Source organism: Pseudomonas sp. 22082, assembly GCF_052046055.1.
Lineage (GTDB): Bacteria > Pseudomonadota > Gammaproteobacteria > Pseudomonadales > Pseudomonadaceae > Aquipseudomonas > Aquipseudomonas pharyngis.
This window is the reverse complement of record NZ_JBQEQB010000018.1, coordinates 13,559-31,285: the sequence shown is the minus strand read 5'-3', so window position 1 is coordinate 31,285 and position 17,727 is coordinate 13,559. Positions and strand designations below refer to the sequence as shown.

21 protein-coding genes and 1 pseudogene are annotated in these 17,727 nt (G+C 60.8%); 10 read left to right on the top strand and 12 right to left on the bottom strand.

Annotated features, from left to right (window positions below):
• Nucleotides 1–12: 12 nt before the first annotated feature.
• The 4 genes from ACTJK9_RS20210 to ACTJK9_RS20195 form a co-directional block, all read right to left on the bottom strand.
• A complete protein-coding gene (locus ACTJK9_RS20210; protein WP_440815707.1) occupies nt 13–954 on the bottom strand; it encodes a MerR family transcriptional regulator in 942 nt (313 codons plus the stop codon).
• Nucleotides 954–1,916, bottom strand: coding sequence for a YbgA family protein (locus tag ACTJK9_RS20205; protein ID WP_039766312.1), 963 nt, complete (start codon nt 1,914–1,916; stop codon nt 954–956). Before ACTJK9_RS20205 ends, ACTJK9_RS20210 begins: the two co-directional genes overlap by 1 nt.
• Nucleotides 1,917–2,028: 112 nt before the next feature.
• Nucleotides 2,029–2,244, bottom strand: coding sequence for a TIGR02450 family Trp-rich protein (locus tag ACTJK9_RS20200; protein ID WP_039766311.1), 216 nt, complete (start codon nt 2,242–2,244; stop codon nt 2,029–2,031).
• Complete coding sequence (locus tag ACTJK9_RS20195) at nt 2,241–3,227, bottom strand: NAD(P)/FAD-dependent oxidoreductase (RefSeq protein ID WP_039766309.1); 987 nt, start codon at nt 3,225–3,227, stop codon at nt 2,241–2,243. The genes ACTJK9_RS20200 and ACTJK9_RS20195 overlap by 4 nt, the downstream gene beginning before the upstream one ends.
• A 197-nt stretch (nt 3,228–3,424) precedes the next feature.
• Between ACTJK9_RS20195 and ACTJK9_RS20190 the strand changes: the two genes are divergently transcribed.
• Nucleotides 3,425–4,327, top strand: coding sequence for a TIGR01777 family oxidoreductase (locus ACTJK9_RS20190; RefSeq protein ID WP_039766308.1), 903 nt, complete (start codon nt 3,425–3,427; stop codon nt 4,325–4,327).
• A 13-nt stretch (nt 4,328–4,340) separates the two neighbouring features.
• Nucleotides 4,341–5,366, top strand: coding sequence for a ferrochelatase (hemH, locus tag ACTJK9_RS20185; protein WP_440815702.1), 1,026 nt, complete (start codon nt 4,341–4,343; stop codon nt 5,364–5,366).
• A gap of 104 nt (nt 5,367–5,470) precedes the next feature.
• On the opposite strand, the gene ACTJK9_RS20180 is transcribed toward hemH, so the two are convergent.
• Nucleotides 5,471–6,745, bottom strand: a complete 1,275-nt coding sequence (locus ACTJK9_RS20180; RefSeq protein ID WP_039766305.1) for a uracil-xanthine permease family protein — start codon at nt 6,743–6,745, stop codon at nt 5,471–5,473.
• A gap of 2 nt (nt 6,746–6,747) precedes the next feature.
• Nucleotides 6,748–7,386, bottom strand: coding sequence for a uracil phosphoribosyltransferase (gene upp, locus ACTJK9_RS20175; protein WP_007951682.1), 639 nt, complete (start codon nt 7,384–7,386; stop codon nt 6,748–6,750).
• A gap of 165 nt (nt 7,387–7,551) precedes the next feature.
• On the opposite strand from upp, the gene ACTJK9_RS20170 reads away from it, so the two are divergent.
• From ACTJK9_RS20170 to ACTJK9_RS20160, 3 genes are all read left to right on the top strand, one after another.
• Nucleotides 7,552–8,109, top strand: coding sequence for a hypoxanthine-guanine phosphoribosyltransferase (locus tag ACTJK9_RS20170; protein WP_440815699.1), 558 nt, complete (start codon nt 7,552–7,554; stop codon nt 8,107–8,109).
• Between the two features lie 87 nt (nt 8,110–8,196).
• Entirely contained in the window at nt 8,197–8,676 is a 480-nt protein-coding gene (locus ACTJK9_RS20165) for a hypothetical protein (RefSeq protein ID WP_085613387.1), read from the top strand.
• Nucleotides 8,677–8,739: 63 nt separating this feature from the next.
• Nucleotides 8,740–9,027, top strand: a complete 288-nt coding sequence (locus ACTJK9_RS20160) for a PA4642 family protein (protein ID WP_440815694.1) — start codon at nt 8,740–8,742, stop codon at nt 9,025–9,027.
• 75 nt (nt 9,028–9,102) lie between these two features.
• Here ACTJK9_RS20160 and mqo read toward each other — a convergent pair whose 3' ends face one another.
• Both mqo and ACTJK9_RS20150 read right to left on the bottom strand, forming a co-directional pair.
• Entirely contained in the window at nt 9,103–10,611 is a 1,509-nt protein-coding gene (gene mqo, locus ACTJK9_RS20155; protein WP_102687540.1) for a malate dehydrogenase (quinone), read from the bottom strand.
• 700 nt (nt 10,612–11,311) lie between these two features.
• Nucleotides 11,312–11,545, bottom strand: a complete 234-nt coding sequence (locus ACTJK9_RS20150; protein ID WP_039766297.1) for a hypothetical protein — start codon at nt 11,543–11,545, stop codon at nt 11,312–11,314.
• A gap of 190 nt (nt 11,546–11,735) precedes the next feature.
• Between ACTJK9_RS20150 and ACTJK9_RS20145 the strand changes: the two genes are divergently transcribed.
• Nucleotides 11,736–12,320, top strand: a complete 585-nt coding sequence (locus ACTJK9_RS20145; RefSeq protein ID WP_007951676.1) for a YajG family lipoprotein — start codon at nt 11,736–11,738, stop codon at nt 12,318–12,320.
• A gap of 55 nt (nt 12,321–12,375) precedes the next feature.
• Here the strand turns inward: ACTJK9_RS20145 and ACTJK9_RS20140 are convergent, their stop codons facing one another.
• On the bottom strand, nt 12,376–12,582 hold the full coding sequence (locus ACTJK9_RS20140; protein ID WP_039766399.1) for a hypothetical protein: 207 nt from the start codon (nt 12,580–12,582) through the stop codon (nt 12,376–12,378).
• A gap of 193 nt (nt 12,583–12,775) precedes the next feature.
• On the opposite strand from ACTJK9_RS20140, the gene ACTJK9_RS20135 reads away from it, so the two are divergent.
• A complete protein-coding gene (locus tag ACTJK9_RS20135; protein WP_007951673.1) occupies nt 12,776–13,054 on the top strand; it encodes a hypothetical protein in 279 nt (92 codons plus the stop codon).
• Nucleotides 13,055–13,103: 49 nt separating this feature from the next.
• On the opposite strand, the gene ACTJK9_RS20130 is transcribed toward ACTJK9_RS20135, so the two are convergent.
• Nucleotides 13,104–14,267: a 1-acyl-sn-glycerol-3-phosphate acyltransferase gene (locus ACTJK9_RS20130; RefSeq protein WP_221398081.1), complete on the bottom strand. Its 1,164-nt coding sequence runs from the start codon at nt 14,265–14,267 to the stop codon at nt 13,104–13,106.
• A gap of 142 nt (nt 14,268–14,409) precedes the next feature.
• On the opposite strand from ACTJK9_RS20130, the gene ACTJK9_RS20125 reads away from it, so the two are divergent.
• From ACTJK9_RS20125 to ACTJK9_RS20115, 3 genes are read left to right on the top strand one after another with little or no spacing between them, the layout of a single operon-like run.
• Nucleotides 14,410–14,592, top strand: coding sequence for a CPXCG motif-containing cysteine-rich protein (locus tag ACTJK9_RS20125; RefSeq protein WP_011335896.1), 183 nt, complete (start codon nt 14,410–14,412; stop codon nt 14,590–14,592).
• Nucleotides 14,593–14,601: 9 nt separating this feature from the next.
• Nucleotides 14,602–14,862, top strand: coding sequence for a putative signal transducing protein (locus ACTJK9_RS20120; RefSeq protein WP_011335895.1), 261 nt, complete (start codon nt 14,602–14,604; stop codon nt 14,860–14,862).
• A gap of 36 nt (nt 14,863–14,898) precedes the next feature.
• Nucleotides 14,899–15,522 carry an SOS response-associated peptidase gene (locus ACTJK9_RS20115; RefSeq protein ID WP_440815689.1) on the top strand — a complete coding sequence of 208 codons (624 nt, stop codon included), beginning with the start codon at nt 14,899–14,901 and terminating at the stop codon, nt 15,520–15,522.
• Nucleotides 15,523–15,526: 4 nt separating this feature from the next.
• Here the strand turns inward: ACTJK9_RS20115 and ACTJK9_RS20110 are convergent, their stop codons facing one another.
• Together ACTJK9_RS20110 and ACTJK9_RS20105 are read right to left on the bottom strand one after the other, a co-directional pair.
• Complete coding sequence (locus ACTJK9_RS20110; protein WP_371857322.1) at nt 15,527–16,270, bottom strand: methyl-accepting chemotaxis protein; 744 nt, start codon at nt 16,268–16,270, stop codon at nt 15,527–15,529.
• A 114-nt stretch (nt 16,271–16,384) separates the two neighbouring features.
• Nucleotides 16,385–16,579: pseudogene (locus ACTJK9_RS20105) on the bottom strand (HAMP domain-containing protein); the annotation flags it as partial.
• Between the last annotated feature and the right edge of the window lie 1,148 nt (nt 16,580–17,727).

Sequence of the window (17,727 nt, the reverse complement as noted above, 5' to 3'; positions counted from 1 at the left end):
CTGTCGGAATCATTAAATCAACCCACGCTCAATGAGTGCCCGATGTGCCGAAAGGGGGTCTTCGGCCAGGAACATATCAGCGAGTTCGGAAGTCTTTGCGGACAGCTCGGCGTGGTGGATACACACCGTTGGTCCGACAATCAGTTTTGGGCAGCTGACACCGTTGAACAGTTTCGGTAGCTGCGCCAGGTTCAGGGCTTTGCTGGAATACAGCAGTACGCCACGGGCTTGCAGGGTATCGGTTGCCAACGCCAGTTCGCCGGCCGGCAGCGGCCAATCGAATACCTGCACCGGGCAATCGGCGCTGCTGATCAGCCAGGCGCAGAGCCACAGATGCGGCTCCAGTGGCAGGTCCGACTGGTTGATCAGCAGCAGCGGCGCGGTGCGCAACTGACGATTGTTATGGTAGATGCGTGCGCCGAATTTGCTGCGCAACCAGGCATAAAAGAACACCCGCTCCATCTGCGCGCCGAACTGGCCCTGCCAGCGCTGTTCAAGATCGCTTAGCAGCGGCAGCAGCAATTGCTCGCACAGAGTGCGTGGCGGATACAGCGCCATCGCCTGGTTGATGCCGTCGTCGAGGCTGCGCTCGTTCAGGTGGGTGACCGCCAGCAGGGCGGCCTGGCGCAGTGGATGCCATTCGTCCTGCGCCGGTTCGTTGAACGTCTGCGCGGTGTCGAGCAGCGGTTTGACCTGGCTGACCGCTACGCCACGGTTGAGCCAGGTAAGGATGTTCTGGATACGTTGCACATGCTCAGCGTTGTACAAGCGATGGCCCTTGGGCGTGCGCTGCGGAACGATCAGCCCATAGCGCCGTTCCCAGGCGCGCAGGGTGACGGCGTTCACGCCGGTCTGACGGGCGACTTCGCGGATCGGCAGCCAGCCCTCGTCGAGGGCTTTCTTGAAGTCGGCGCCGAGGTCTTCCCGGGCGCTGGTGTCGGGTGAGTCGTTCATCAAATGGCGTTTCGCAGGCTGAGGTTTTCCGGATGCGGTTGCAGGTACACCTGCTGCGCAATGTAGGGATCCGGGTGGAGGCGAAAGTGATGCTTGAGCAGCGTCAGCGGCACCACCAGCGGCACGATGCCGTGCCGGTACTGGCCGATGATGTGCTGCACTTCCTGTTTGTCTTCGGGGCTGATCGCCTGTTTCAGGTAGCCACTGATGTGCTGCAGGACGTTGCTGTGGGTACGGCGGGTGGCGCATTTTTTCAGTGCCGCCATCAGTTCGCTGAAATAGCGCGGGCCCAGCTCGGCCGGGTCGGTCTGGCCCATGTTGCCCAGCAGATTGCCCAGCGCCTTGTATTGCACCGGGTTGTGCGCCATCAGCAGGTATTTGTAGCGCGAGTGGAATTCGGTGAGCACGCGGCGGCTCAGGCCCTGCTTGAGCACTTGTTGCCATTCGCGGTAGGCGAGCACGCGGGTGATGAAATTCTCCCGCAGCACCGGATCGTTGAGACGCCCGGCTTCTTCCACCGGCAGATCCGGGTGCTGTGCACAGAACGCCTCGGCGTAAATGCCACGCCCACCACCATTCACCGGTGCGCCGTTGGCGTGGTAGACCTTGACTCGCTCAAGTCCGCAGGACGGCGATTGCTGCATGAAGATGTAGCCGCAGATGTCATTGAGCTCCCCGGCCATTTTCTCGCCGTAGGCGGCCAATGGCTGGGTAACGTTGATCGACGGGTTGACGGTGCCGACTGCATCAGGCTTTTGCGGATCGCCCACCAGACGAATCGGCTCGCGGGGAATCCCCAGACCAATCGCTACTTCAGGACAGACGGGAACGAATTCGAAATGCTCGGCCAGGGTGCGGCTGCACAGCCGCGATTCCTTGTGCCCGCCGTTGTAGCGCACTTCGGCGCCCATCAGGCAGGCGCTGATGGCGATTTTCGGTAGGGACGTCGATGAGTCGGACATGCAGCAACCTCGAATCTGAACCTGTACAGACAAATAGATTTGTACACCATGCTTTCAGCATAGATTTATGGGTGTACAAGTCAAACTTTTTGTATAAGTTTTTTTGAGGTTTTTAGCGCCAGCCCATTTTCCAGCGTGAATCATCCTGCAGGGCATGCCAGTCGCATTGCTCGGTACGCCGGGTCAGCACCGCCTGCAGTTCGATTTCCAGCACCGTGCCGTCCTCGTCGCGGAACAGTTCGGTCACCAGAAAATGCTTTTCGCGGTTTTGCGGGTGGGCTGCTGTCCATTTCGACAGCAGCAATTTGCGCGGGTTGATGCGATTCACTGCAGGTGTTCGTGCAAGCGTCTTGCCGCCTCCTGGCCACTGAGCCATGCCCCTTCGACCCGACCCGACAGGCACCAGTCGCCACAGGCATACAGGCCCAGATCGGCGTCGGCCAGGGTGCCCCATTCATGACTGCTGGCCGGCCGGGCATAGAGCCAGCGGTGGGCGAGGCTGAAGGTCGGGGCCGGCATGGCGCTGTGCAGCAACTCGGCGAAGGCACCGTGCAATTGTTCGATCACCGCTTCCTTGGGCAGATCGATGTGCTGCCGGCTCCAGGCACTGGTGGCGTGCAGGACCCAGGTGTCGCACGTGGTGTCGCGTCCCGGTTTGCTGCGGTTGCGGGCCAGCCAGTCGAGGGCGCTGTCCTGGACGAAGCAGCCTTCGATTGGCGTATCCAGCGGTGTATCGAAGGCGAGGGCGACGGCCCAGGTCGGGTCCATTTTCACGCCGGCGGCGGCACCGGCGAGTTTCGGTGCGGAGGCCAGCAGGGCTGTAGCCTGAGGCGCCGGTGTGGCGACCACCACGTGGCTGAACGGCCCGTGGGTGAAACCTTCGGCATCTTGCAGGTGCCAGTGTTCTTCGCCGCGATAGACCTCGGTGATCCTGCAGGCGAAATGCACTTCCAGGCCATCGAGCAGGCCCCGGGTGATGGCGCTCATGCGCGGCGTGCCGACCCAGCGGGTCTGTTCGTCCGGCGACAGGTTCAACTGCCCGCCATGAAAGGTGTAGAGCTGCGGTGCCCATTCGGCGACCCAGCCTTTGCTTTGCCAGCGCTGGACTTCGGTCACGAAGCGCCGATCACGGGCGGTGAAGTATTGCGCACCCATGTCCAGCGAACCGGCATCGCTGCGCTTGCTCGACATGCGCCCGCCGCTGCCGCGACTTTTATCGAACAACTGAACGGTATGCCCGGCATCTGTCAGCGCCTGGGCGGCGGAGAGTCCGGCGATGCCGGTGCCAATGATTGCGATAGGTACAGTCATAGGGGCCTCGTTTACCTTTCTGTACAGACTACGCCGTGGATGAAACCTGTACAATTATGTTTTTTGGTATAACTTCCAGCGTTCTTGTTCTGACAGCTTGGCCTATGGTTAAACAATAGAGCCTGCCCGATAGAAAAGATCCCTGTTTATAAAAATAGACTAGTGATCGGGGTAAAACGCCACGCGAGGAAGAAGTCATGCACATATTGCTGACCGGCGGTACTGGATTGATCGGACGTCAGCTTTGCCGGCACTGGTCCGCACAGGGGCATCGCCTGACAGTCTGGAGTCGTCGTCCGGAAAAAGTCGCGAAAATCTGTGGCGCCCAGGTGCGTGGCATTGCGCGTCTGGAGGACCTTGGCGACGAACCGGTCGACGTGATCGTCAACCTGGCCGGCGCGCCGATTGCCGACCGGCCGTGGACCCATCGGCGCAAGGCGTTGTTGTGGAGCAGTCGGATTACGCTGACCGAAGCGTTGCTGGCGTGGCTGGAACATCGCGGGCAGAAACCGTCGCTGCTGATCTCGGGCTCGGCCGTGGGTTGGTACGGTGACGGCGGCGAGCGCGAGTTGACCGAGGACTCGCCACCGGTGATTGACGATTTCGCCAGCCAGTTATGCATCGCCTGGGAGGAAACCGCGCAACGCGCCGAAGCGATGGACATTCGCGTGGTGCTGGTGCGCACCGGGCTGGTGCTGTCGGCCGAGGGCGGCTTTTTGTCGCGCCTGCTGCTGCCGTTCAAGCTCGGGCTGGGCGGGCCTTTGGGCAACGGTCGGCAGTGGATGCCGTGGATTCATATCGATGACCAAATCGCCCTGATTGATTTTCTTCTGCACCGCGATCAGGCGAGCGGTCCTTATAATGCGTGCGCGCCGAAACCTGTGCGCAATCGCGAATTCGCCAAGACCCTGGGCAGCGTGTTGCACCGCCCGGCGTTCATGCCGATGCCGGCCCTCGCCTTGAAGGTCGGGCTCGGCGAGATGTCATTGCTGTTGCTGGGTGGCCAACGGGCCACGCCCAAACGCTTGCTGGAAGCGGGATTCACTTTCCGGTTCACGGATTTACGCGCGGCCCTGGACGATCTTTCCAGCCGCCTCTGAAATAGGACGTTGCATGACCGATCACGCCTTGCTTCTGGTCAACCTGGGTTCGCCGGCCTCCACTTCGGTGGCCGACGTGCGCCGCTATCTCAATCAATTCCTGATGGACCCGTACGTGATCGACCTGCCGTGGCCGGTGCGGCGTCTGCTGGTGTCGCTGATTCTGATCAAGCGCCCGGAGCAGTCGGCCCATGCCTACGCCTCGATCTGGTGGGACGAAGGGTCGCCGCTGGTGGTACTCAGTCGTCGCCTGCAACAGCAGATGAAGGCGCAGTGGACCCACGGCCCGGTGGAGCTGGCCATGCGTTACGGTGAGCCGTCCATCGAGACAAATCTGCTGAAACTGGTCGCGGCGGGACACAAACGCATCACCCTCGCGCCGCTTTATCCACAGTTTGCCGACAGCACCACCACCACCGTGATCGAAGAAGCCAAGCGGGTGGTGCGCGAGAAAAAACTCGATGTGCAACTGTCGGTGTTACAGCCGTTCTACGATCAGCCGGAGTACCTCGACGCCCTGGTGGCCAGCGCCAGACCGCATTTGCAGCAGGATTACGATCACCTGTTGCTGAGCTTCCATGGTTTGCCTGAGCGGCACCTGACCAAGCTCGACCCGACCGGCAATCATTGCTTCAAAAATGAAGATTGCTGCAAGAACGCCTCGGCTGCCGTATTGGCCACTTGTTATCGCGCCCAATGCCTGCGCACTGCGGCGTTGTTCGCTGAGCGCATGGGGCTGCCGGACGGCAAGTGGTCGGTGTCGTTTCAGTCGCGGCTGGGCCGGGCGAAATGGATCGAGCCCTACACCGAAGCGCGGCTGGATGAACTGGCCAAAAGCGGCGTGAAGAAGATTCTGGTGATGTGCCCGGCGTTCGTCGCCGATTGCATCGAGACCCTGGAAGAGATCGGCGATCGCGGCAAGGAACAGTTTTGTGAGGCAGGGGGCGAGGAGTTGGTGCTGGTGCCGTGCCTGAATGACGACCCGCAATGGGCGAAGGCGTTGGCAACACTTTGTGAACGGGCGCCACTGGCCCTCTAGCAAGAGCCAAAAGCTTCGCGAGCAAGCCCGCTCCCACNTGCATTTCAATGTGGGAGCGGGCTTGCTCGCGAAGGCTGACTGTCAGGCGATGAAGATCTAAAAGTTTAGATCAGCGGCTCATCCGCCTTTTTCTGCTTCCAGCCGTCATTGCCCGGCAGCAGCAGGTTCAGCGCAATCGCCACCACCGCGCACAGCGCGATGCCTTTGAGGCCGAAGTCGTCCGGACCTGTGCCGGTGCCGACCAGCACACCGCCGATACCGAACACCAGGGTTACCGAAACGATCACCAGATTGCGCGCTTCGCCCAGGTCGATCTTGTGACGGATCAGGGTGTTCATCCCCACTGCCGCGATCGAACCGAACAGCAGACACAGAATCCCGCCCATCACCGGCACTGGAATACTTTGCAGCAGGGCGCCGAACTTGCCGATGAACGCCAGGCTGATGGCGAAGATCGCCGCCCAGGTCATGATTTTCGGGTTGTAGTTCTTGGTCAACATCACTGCGCCGGTGACTTCCGCGTAGGTCGTGTTGGGCGGGCCGCCGAACAGGCCGGCTGCCGTGGTGGCGATACCGTCACCGAGCAGGGTGCGATGCAGGCCCGGCTTCTTCAGGTAGTCGCGACCCGTCACGCTGCCGACGGCAATCACGCCGCCGATGTGTTCGATGGCCGGGGCCAAAGCTACCGGGACGATGAACAGGATTGCCTGCCAGTTGAACTCCGGTGCGGTGAAGGCCGGCAAGGCGAACCACGGTGCCGCGGCAATTTTTGCCGTGTCGACCACGCCGAAGTAGAAGGACAGGGCAAAACCCACCAGCACGCCGGAAATGATCGGCACCAGACGGAAAATGCCCTTGCCGAACACCGCCACGATCAACGTGGTCAGCAGCGCCGGCATCGAGATCATCATGGCGGTCTGGTAATGGATCAGTTCCGAACCGTCGCCGGCCTTGCCCATCGCCATGTTCGCGGCAATCGGCGCCATGGCCAGACCGATGGAAATGATCACAGGGCCGATCACCACCGGCGGCAGCAAACGGTCAATGAACCCGGTGCCTTTGATCTTCACGGCCAGGCCGAGGAAGGTGTAGACGAAACCGGCCGCCATCACGCCGCCCATGGTCGCGGCGAGGCCGAACTGGCCCTTGGCGAGAATGATCGGGGTAATGAAGGCGAAGCTCGACGCCAGGAATACCGGCACCTGACGTCCGGTGACGATCTGGAACAGGATCGTTCCCAGACCTGCGGTAAACAGTGCCACGTTCGGGTCAAGGCCCGTGATCAGTGGCATCAGCACCAGGGCGCCGAAAGCCACGAACAGCATCTGTGCGCCGGACAGCACCGTGCGCCAGAGCGGATCGTTGAACTCTTGCTGCATGCTTACGCGTCCTTCTGCTTGGTGCCGAAGATCTTGTCACCGGCATCGCCAAGCCCAGGAATGATGTAACCGTGCTCGTTGAGTTTCTGATCGATGGACGCGGTGTAGATGATCACGTCCGGGTGAGCTTTCTCGACAGCGGCAATGCCTTCCGGCGCGGCAACCAGCACCATCGCGCGGATGTCCTTGCAACCGGCTTTCTTCAGCAGGTCGATGGTTGCGACCATGGAGCTGCCGGTGGCGAGCATCGGGTCGATGATCATCGCCAGGCGTTCGTCGATTTCCGGAACCAGTTTTTCCAGATAGGTGTGGGCCTGCAGGGTTTCTTCGTTACGGGCAACGCCCACGGCACTGACTTTTGCGCCCGGGATCAGGCTCAGCACGCCTTCGAGCATGCCGATGCCGGCACGCAGGATCGGCACGACGGTAATCTTCTTGCCGGCGATTTTCTCGACCGACACAGTGCCGCACCAACCTTCGATATCGTAGGTTTCCAGCGGCAGGTCTTTGGTCGCTTCATAGGTCAACAGGGCACCGACTTCCTGCGCGAGTTCGCGGAAATTCTTGGTGCTGATGTCTGCACGGCGCATAAGGCCAAGTTTGTGACGGATCAGCGGATGGCGGATCTCTTGGATGGACATTGGGAAAGGCTCCGGCGGCGGGCAAAAAAACCGGCCTAGATTAATCTATCCGACGGTGATGTCCTATAGGACATACAGTACGTTAGTCCACAAATGCTTGATTCGGCCGTGCGGGATGCGTACCTTTGCTCGCTTTTCCGAAACAGACCCCCCTTGGAGAGCGCCATGTCCGCTGATCTCGAGCATATCCGTCAAATCATGCGAGAGGCTGACTGCCTGTACACCGAAGCTGAAGTCGAGGCTGCCATTGCCCGCGTCGGTGCACAAATCAACGAACAACTGGCCGACAGCAACCCGGTGGTGTTCTGCGTGATGAACGGCGGCCTGATCTTCTCCGGCAAACTGCTGACCCATCTGCATTTCCCGCTGGAAGCGTCCTACCTGCACGCCACCCGCTATCGCAACGAAACCAGCGGCGGCGACCTGTTCTGGAAAGCCAAGCCGGAAGTCTCGTTCATCGACCGTGATGTGCTGATCATCGACGACATTCTCGACGAAGGTCACACCCTGGGCGCGATCATCGACTTCTGCCGTCACGCCGGCGCGCGCAAAGTGCACACCGCCGTGCTGATCGACAAGGACCACGACCGCAAGGCCCGTCCTGACCTGAAAGCCGATTTCGTCGGTCTGCCGTGCATCGACCGTTACATCTTCGGCTACGGCATGGACTACAAAGGCTACTGGCGCAACGCCAACGGGATCTTCGCCGTCAAAGGCATGTAAGAACCCCTGAAAGATCGCAGCCCCAGGCTGCGATCTTTTGCTTTTAAAGACTGCTAAAGTGCTCGGCCCCGCCTCCCGGAGTCTGTCATGAGCCTCTTGATCCGCAGCTGCGCCGCCCTGTTGCTGACCCTCAGCCTGCCCCTGGCCGCCGCCCCGATGCACAGTCAATTCCTGCCGCCGGACGACCTGACCCTGCGTGATGCCGATCCCGAGCAGCAGCAACTGTTGCAGGTCACCGATTATTCCGTGGTGGTCGGCGCTCAGCGCCAGTCCAATCAGCAGCCGATTCCGGTCACCTCTTCGTTGATGATCCGCCTCAAAGGCAAGTCCCTGAACAAAGGGGCGACGATCAATCAGGTGCTGGTCAACTTCGATGGCGAAAGCAAAAGCCTGAAAAAACCGGTGTATGACGACAAGAGCAAGACCCTGACGCTCTACTACCCGCTGGCCCAGTACCGGGTGGTGATCGATCTGTTGCGCAACGATACGGTCTACGTGCAATTTCTCAGTTACGCCAACGGCCACATCTGGGCCGATTTGCACACCGGCAGTACGCGCTCGCGTTGAGCCTTGTGCCTGCGCAGGGGTAAACTGCCCGCCCCGTGAAATGTCTGCGAGCTGGAGTCGGCAATGCGTAAAGATAAGAAGCAAGTGATTGGTGACGAGATCGGCGATGAGCAGATCAAGCTGTTCCTCGATTTTGAGCCGGTCGACGCCACCTCGCCGTCGCTGCACAAACTGGTCAAGGCTTACCGTGGCCTGCGCATCGACGATTTCGAACGCTTCCTGACGTTCTTCGTCGAAGCCGGTTATGACCTCGATGGCAAGGACGAGCACGGCAAGACTTTCATCGACCAGATCCGCGATCAACGCAACGCTGCGGAATACATCGAGCTGATCGAGAAAGCACGCGGCTGATCGCCCGAAGTTTTCCACAGGCATAAAAAAACGCCCCGCACTCATCGAGTGCGGGGCGTTTTTCATGGAGCCGAATCAGGCGTAGCTTTCGGTCTCGTTGCTGGCTTCAACCAGTTCCAGCGCGACGTTGTTCTGCGTGTTGATCTTGCGATACAGCGCAGCGTCGGTTTCCAGGACCTTTTCACGGGCCGGGAAGATTTCCGCCAGTTTGGCAGCCCATTCACCCTTGGCCTTGGCCGGGAAGCACTTCTCGATCAGTTCCAGCATGATCGAAACGGTCACCGAAGCACCCGGCGAAGCACCGAGCAGGGCGGCGAGGGAGCCGTCCTTCGCGGCCACCAGTTCGGTACCGAACTGCAGGATGCCGCCCTTTTTCGGGTCTTTCTTGATGATCTGCACCCGTTGACCGGCCACTTCCAGGCGCCAGTCTTCGGCTTTCGCCTCGGGGTAGAAACGGCGCAGGGATTCCAGGCGCTGTTCCATCGACTGCATCACTTCGCTGACCAGGTACTTGGTCAGGTCCATGTTGTTTTTCGCCACGGCCAGCATCGGCCCAATGTTGCCGGCGCGAACCGACAGCGGCAGGTCCATGAAGGAGCCATGCTTGAGGAACTTGGTGGTGAAGCCGGCGTATGGCCCGAACAGCAGGGATTTCTTGCCGTCGACCACGCGGGTGTCCAGGTGCGGTACCGACATCGGAGGCGAACCCACGGCGGCCTGGCTGTAAACCTTGGCCTGGTGATGCTTGACCACTTCCGGGTTGTCGCAACGCAGCCACTGGCCGCTGATCGGGAAGCCGCCGAAGCCTTTGCTTTCTTCGATGCCCGAAGCCTGCAGCAGCGGCAGGGCCGCGCCACCGGCGCCGAGGAACACGAACTTGGCGTCGACTTCACGGCTGCTGCCGCTGTTGACGTCCTTGATGCTGACGGTCCAGCCATTGCCGTTACGCTTGAGGCCGGTCACGCGCTTGCAGTACTTGACCTGGGCATCGGGGGCGCTGGTCAGGTGCTTGAGCAACTGATTGGTCAGGGCGCCGAAGTTGACGTCGGTGCCGTTGATCACGCGGGTGGCGGCGAGTACCTGGTCTTTTGGACGACCCGGCATCATCAGCGGCATCCACTCGGTCATCTTCGCCTTGTCTTCGGTGTATTCCATGTCGGCGAAGGCGTGGTGCTTGCGCAGCGTATTGAAACGTTCCTTGAGGAACGACACGCCTTTCTCACCCTCGACGTAACTCAGGTGCGGCACCGGGCTGATAAAGGATTTGCACGAGCCGAACGTGCCCTTCTTGGTCAGGTACGACCAGAACTGCTTCGACACCTCGAACTGGGTATTGATGTGCACGGCCTTCTTGATGTCGACGGTGCCGTCGGCAGCCTGCGGCGTGTAGTTCAGCTCGCACAGGCCGGCGTGGCCGGTACCGGCGTTGTTCCAGGGGTTGGAACTCTCCGCGGCACCGGAATCCATCAGCTCGACGACTTCCAGCTTGATCGCCGGGTCGAGCTCTTTGAGCAGTACTGCGAGGGTGGCACTCATGATGCCGGCCCCAACCAGAACTACGTCGACTGCTTCGTTATGCGCCATTTAACGCGTCTCCAAAATCTGCAGCACCAAATTGTCGGCATGGCTGCCAGGCGTCCAGGGCAGGTCAGTGAGGCCCCGGGTATCCTTGGTCAGGTGTGCCATGTCCGAATCTTCGCAATTTTTCGCAACTTCGACGGATGCGTGCGGCCTGGCTTCAAGAGTCCTATGAACTCATTTCGGCACGGGGCTGGCAATTCGACTTATGGTCGAGACATCCGTTTGTGCAACCAAATCCGTAGCGGACAGGCTTCAGGCTCCGGTATTCGAGGCGTTCCCGTTCCTGTGTCGTTGGGCTGTTTCAGACGCTAATGGTGCATGTTCAGACGCAAAACTATTCATTTGCTCGCCACACTCTTGTGAAGTTGTGAAAACCCGTTTTTTTCACGCTCTTTTGAAGACGTGAACCTCAAAAAGGGCTGTCCGGGGCTGGCACCGTGCCCGAGGGGGCAAACAACTCAGTGGCCGAGCGTCATGACAGCTCTGCAGATTCGCGAAAAGCGGGATTTGCCAGGGAAACAGCAAGCACGCCAGCTTCACTCGATCTGTGTGGGCGGCTCTCTGTGGGCGATTTGGATGCCAATGCAAGCGCATTGACGCTGTTGCGGGGCCCGATCAGGAGACGTCCTTATAATCGGGGGGAGATTGTATCGAAGAAATGCGGGGAGTTGGTCGAGTTTAATGACTTTTATTAGGCATCCGGTCAGATGCTCAACATCGCCTGAGCACGTGCGCGTGGGCGCTGCTGTTCGACCCGGGCGCTGGCGGGCAGTGGCTGGTGCAGCCAGTTGAGGCGGATTTCCTCGATTTCCACCCAGCCGTCACCCATCGGTTGCAGGCTGCATTGCTTGAAGGCCTGGCAATGGCCGTTGCGGTCGAGCAGGGCGAAGCTGCGGTGCAGCGGGCGTGGGGCGAACAACGAGATCAGATAGCGCATGGCAGTGCTCCTTTTGGGGATCTGTGAGCAAGATTGTCAAAAGGCCGTGACGCGAACGTGTATGGGGAGTGAAGAATGTGTGACAGGAACCGCTGGCGGCGGGTTTTGTCTGACATTTCAGTGCTGGTGACCCACAGTGGCCCACCGCTATACTGCCGGCCTGTCTGTGCCTGATTCTGGAGAGAAGAGCATGTTGCAACGCCTGTTGTTCGGTTTGATCACTGTGACCAGTTTGACCCTGGTTGGCTGCGCCCACAGCCCGCAACAACTGAGCCCGGAACCGAAGCTGACCACTCAGCTGGCACCGGTCGGCCATGGCCAGCCTGTCGTGGTCCGCGTGGTCGACGGTCGTCCGTCGCCAACCCTCGGCACCCGTGGCGGCCTGTACCCGGAAACCAGCGCCATCACCGTGCAGCGCGAGCAGATCCTGCCGAAGTTGCAGGCCCAGGCTGAAGCCGCCGTGCGTCTGCTCGGGTTCACCCCGACCAACAACGCGCCCAATGCACCGCAACTGACCGTGACCCTGGCCGAACTGAAATACCAGTCGCCCAAAGAAGGCATGTACGTGACCGAAGCCACCATCGGCGCCACCTTCCGCTCCGACGTGCAGAACGCCAACCGTCGCTACAGCGGCCGTTACGGTGCCTCGCTGGATCAGCGTTTCGGCATGGCGCCGAACCAGGAAACCAACACCAAACTGGTCAGCGACGTGCTGAGCGATGCGCTGACCCGTCTGTTCAAGGATCCGACCGTGGGTCAGGTCCTCGCCGAGTAAGTATTCGGTTGCTGTGAAAAAGCCCGGGGCCAGTGATGGCTCCGGGCTTTTTCGTTCAGGCGGCTTGTGAATAGAAGTCGAGAACGCTGACGCCGGTCAGCAAATCAGTCTCGGGCAAGTCCGCATGCTGATGGCCGCCGAGGGCGCAATACACCAGCCAGTGGCGGTCCTGAACATTGAAGGCCAGGCTGCCGACGAGGGTCTGCTGTTCGTCGGACGGGGAGATGAGGTACAGGCGATCCTGGTTTTCAGCGTGAAGCATGTCGCGTTCCGTGTCGGTTTCGAGGCGCGCAGGGTGACTGAAACAAATGACGATGCCGTGACACAGGACAGCCATCGGTCGATTGTGGGGTTATTTGTCGTAAAGATTGGGGTTGGCGGGGAGGGTTCCGGTAGAATCCGCGCCGCGGTCGTCGGTCTGGCGCTCGCCATACCGGTTTAGATTGAGGTCTGTGATGTCGCTGCACTTGATGACGCTGTTTACCGCCCATCCCGCCAAACTGATCAATCTGCTCGCCCTGCTGTTGGCCTTTCCCGGCAGTTGGCTGCTGCACGCGACCCGTCGCCGTGAACAACGGGCGATGGCCAGTATCGCGGCCCAGCGCCAGAGTCAGCCGAATCAGGAACCGGTGCTCGATTGGGCGACCCTGCGCATGAACCGCTTCTTCTACCGCTTCGGTTTTGCCTGCCTGGGCCTGGCGCTGCTGGTGTCGTGGATCAGTACCCGCTTCTGAACGAAGAACGGCGCCCGAAGGCGCCGTTTTTGTCTCTTGCCGAAACCGCTTACAGCGGCAGGCCAGCCTTGACCCGGTACTGATTGCGCACCGGCGTCGCATATTGCAGCACCAGATACGGACGATGCTCCTCAGGGCAGGCGTCCAGACGGTTCTGCCATTCTTCCTGGGCCTTGGCCAGTTCCTCGGCACCGAACACGTCGGTAGCCTTCGGTACGTTCAGCTGCGGATCGGCATCCGCCCATTGCGCATACGCCAGGTAATGCACCGGGAACAGCCGGTAGCCGCCGAGAATCTGCTTGTCCATCTCGACCGCCAATTGCTTGGTGTCCTCGTACAGCTCGGTGATCGGCGCGGCGAAGTTCACGTGCACCCGGCCCTTGTAGCCGGTGATGCCCTTGGCGATGCTCACGTCATCCTCGCCCGGCGCCTTGCTGTAGGTGCCGGTGGTGGCGCGGATGTACAGCTCGCGGGCCTTGGCCTGGTCGCACGGGTCGTATTCGTAGCTGATCGACACCGGGGTCAGGTTCAGCGACTGAATGACTTCGCCGAACGGCTCGTCCTTGCGGCTCATGTGGAACATCTTGAGAATCGCCGACTCGGTACGGTCATCGCCGTCCTTGGCCCGGCCCTCGGCCTGGGCGATCCAGATCGAGGCGCAGTCGTTGCGGATCGAGTGGTTGATGTACGCCGACAGCAGTTGATAGGCGGCCATTTTCTCGCGGCGCCCGGTGATCGAACGGTGCACGATGAAGCTCTTGTTCAAGCGCATCAGGTCGCTGACGAACGGCTTTTGTAGCAGGTTATCGCCAATCGCGATGCGCGGCGTCGGCAGGCCTGCGTGGTACACGGCGTAGTTGACGAAGGCCGGGTCCATCACGATGTCGCGGTGGTTGGCGATGAACAGATAAGCGCTGCCGGACTTGAATTGCTCGACACCGGTGTAGGTCACGCCGTCGGTGGCGCGCTCGATGGTGTGGTCGACGTAGAACTCGACCTTGTCCTGCAAAGTGGCCACGGAGGTTACGTCGGCAAACTCACGACGCAGCCGATGGGCTATAAGTGGTTTGAGCATCCAGCCGAAGGCACCGGCAAAACGCGGGAAGCGGAAGTGGGTGAGGATATCTAGAAACGCCTTGTCGCCGAGCAGTCGCGCCAGTACCGCAGGTACTTCGCTGTCGTCGTAAGGTCGGATGGCATCGAATTCGCCCATCATGCTCTCTTGTTGGAAACGGCTAGGGTAAGTAAAGGTTTTGATCGAAAACCAACGGGGCACGGTCTGAAAAAGTAGCCAGACAAAAATAGCCCTGCAAATAGACCGGCGATTATACGCACAAGTCACCCGGGAGACCGCGATGCTGGAAAGCGCAGTATATGAATGTCCGTATTGTGGTGAAGAGGTCGAGACGACCGTGGATCTCTCCGCTGGCGACCAGACCTATATTGAAGACTGTCAGGTGTGTTGTCGGCCGATCACCTTTGTGTTGCAGGTCCATGGAGAGGACTGGTTTCTGGAAGTCTTCAGCGAAAACGAGTGAGGCGCGCCCATGCAGCGAATCTACGAGCCGGAAAACCTGATGGAAGGCGAGATGCTCAAGGGCATGCTCGCCAGCGAGGGCATCGAGGCGCATCTGGTCGGGCGCGATCTGCTGGGCGGCACGGGCGAGTTGCCGATCTTTGGCCTGTTGGGCCTGTCGGTCGATAACGACCAGGCCGAATACGCCCGCGAGCTGATCAGTGCGTACAATGCCGCGCTGCCGCTGCCCGGCGATGAACCGGACAGCTATCCCGGGACGCTGGTCTGTTAGGCTGGCGTTCGTTTTATTTGTGAGTCGTGCTGCCCCATGTGTGGACGTTATGCCCTGTTTCGCTGGAACCGCGATTTCGCGAGCCTGCCAGGTTTTCCTGCCGATCAGCAGGCGCAGTGGAACATTTCCCCCAACGATTCGGTGTTGATGCTGCGCGCCGAACCCGACGGCCAGCGCACGCTGGCCCGTGCCCGTTGGGGGCTGACACCGCCGTGGCTGACCGACCTGTCGCGCACCCCGGCCCACGCCCGGGCCGAAACCGTCGCCGAGCAACCGATGTTTCGCGAGGCCCTGCGCCTGCGCCGCTGCCTGCTGCCGGCCAACGGTTTCTACGAATGGCGCGGCAATGTGCGCAAACGGCCGTACTGGCTGACGCCGGGGGAGGGGGCTTCGTTGTTTTTTGCGGCGATCTGGGAGGCGTATCCGGTGCAGGAACAGGTGTGGCTGAGCACGGCTGTGATCACCCAGTCGGCGGCCAGTCAGCGCCGGCCATTGATTCTCGATGAGGCGGGGCAGGCGGCGTGGCTTGATCCGGAAACGCCGCTGCATGTCCTGCAAGGCCTGCTCGCCAGCGAACCCTCCGCCTTGCGCGAGCGGGTGCTGGCGAACCTGGTCAATGATCCGAAGCTCAACGGGCCGGAGTGCCTGACTCCGGCCTGATCGGTCAGACCTTGAACTGATTGATCAACCGCCGCTGCTGCTCCGCCAGTTTGGTCAGATCGGCACTCGCCGAACTCGACTCATCCGCACCACCCGCCACTTCGTTCGCCACCTGACCGATATTGATCACATTGCGGTTGATATCGTCGGCCACCGCGCTCTGTTCTTCGGCGGCGCTGGCGATCTGGGTGTTCATGTCGTTGATCACCGACACCGCCTGAGTAATGGTCTCCAGCGCCTCCGCGGCCTTGGCCGCGTGCTGCACGCTTTCGTCGGTGCGGTTCTGGCTGTCCTCCATGACCCGCACCACATCGCGGGTGCCCTGTTGCAGTTGCTGGATCATGCTCTGGATTTCTTCGGTGGCCTTCTGGGTCTTCTGCGCCAGGTTGCGCACCTCATCGGCCACTACCGCAAAACCGCGTCCTTGTTCACCCGCACGAGCCGCTTCAATCGCCGCGTTGAGGGCCAGCAGATTGGTCTGCTCGGCGATCCCGCGAATGGCGATGAGGATCGCGTTGATGTTCTCGCTGTCCTTGGCCAGGGTCTGCACCACGTCCACAGCCTTGCCGATTTCCACGGCCAGTACGCCAATCGAGTTGGAGGTGTCGCGCACGATCTGCATGCCCTGGCTGGCGGCCTGATCGGCGTGGCTGGCCGCTTGTGCTGCCTGGGTCGCGTTACGCGCCACGTCTTGCGCGGTGGCAGTCATTTCCTGCACGGCGGTGGCGACCTGATCGATTTCGGCCATCTGTTTCTGAATGCCGATATTGGTGCGGATCGCGATGTCCGCCGTGTGCTCCGAGGAATCGCTGACGCTCTGTACCGACGACACCACCTGCGTGATCATCCCCTGCAATTTGGCGAGGAAGGTATTGAAGCCTTTGGCGATTGAACCGAGTTCGTCGTTGCGATCACTGGTCAGGCGACGGGTCAGGTCGCCTTCGCCTTGGGCGATGTCATCGAGCATGGTCACCATTTGTTTGAGCGGACGGGCGATGCCGTGGCCCACCAGCCAGATCACCAGCAGGCCGAGGCCGGCAATGATCAGGCCGACCATGGCCATGCCGAAGGTGTCGGATTTGCGCTGGGCGTCGAGGTCGCCTTGGAGCTTTTGCAGATCGGCCATCACCGCGTCGAGCGGCAGTTGCAGCATCAGCGTCCAGCGTGCGTCGGTCTGGCCGATGCCGAATGGCAGGTACAACTCGATCCGGCCTTGCTCTTTATTGACGGTGTAAGTCACTTCGCCGCGCTTGAGATTGGCCATGTTGGCAATCTGCTGGGCGTCGAGGATGTCGCTGACCTTCTCGCCGAATTTGCTCGGGTCCTTGGTGTAGGCGACGATCCGGCCGTTGCCGCCGATCAGGGCCATTTGCCCGGCGCCGCTGTACAGTTTCTGGTTGGCGCTCAGGAGCATTTCCTGGATGAAGTTCACCGACAGGTCGGCGCCGACGATGCCCTGGAAGGCGCCGTTGAGCATGATCGGTTCGATAAAGGAGGCGAGCATGACGATCTTGTCGCCGACCTTGTACGGGGCCGGATCGATCACGCAGGGCTTTTTGGTTTCTTTCGAGCACAGGTAGTACTCGCTGGCGCGCACGCCGGTGGACAGGACTTTCTGGTCGTCGACGTCCACCAGTTTGTCCAGGCCCAGGGTGCCGTCGTCATTGCGGAACCACCACGGCAGGAAGCGCCCGTTGCCAGGGTCGATCCCGACAACCTGGGTGCCGACGTAGGCCGCGTCATTATGGTCCAGTGCGTTTTTTTCCCAGCCGATGTAAGTGCCGAGAATCTTCGGATTCTTCTCGACGTTTTCCTTGATCAGGCTGATCAGTTGCTCGCGGCTGACGGTCAGTCGCGGCTGGCCGTCGGCGCCCGGCGTGCCGAGCAGGGCGTTGACCCGTACCAGTCCGCCGGCTATCAACAGCGGCGCTTCCAGTTCGCGCTGGATCTGGCTGACCTGTGTCTGCGCCAGCGACGTCAGGCGCTGTTCGATGACTTGCTCGAACTGGGCCTGGGTCCGTTGCTGGACCATTTCCTGGGTGCGGGCACCGGAGAACAGCGCATACAGCACCAGCGCGGCGACCACGCTGAGTACGATGGCGCCGGCCAGGGCGGCCACGGAAAACTGGATCGACTTGAACTTCATGGGAGCTCCGCACGCGAGAGGACGTCTGCGCTGTTGTATCGGCAGCCACTGTTGCGCCA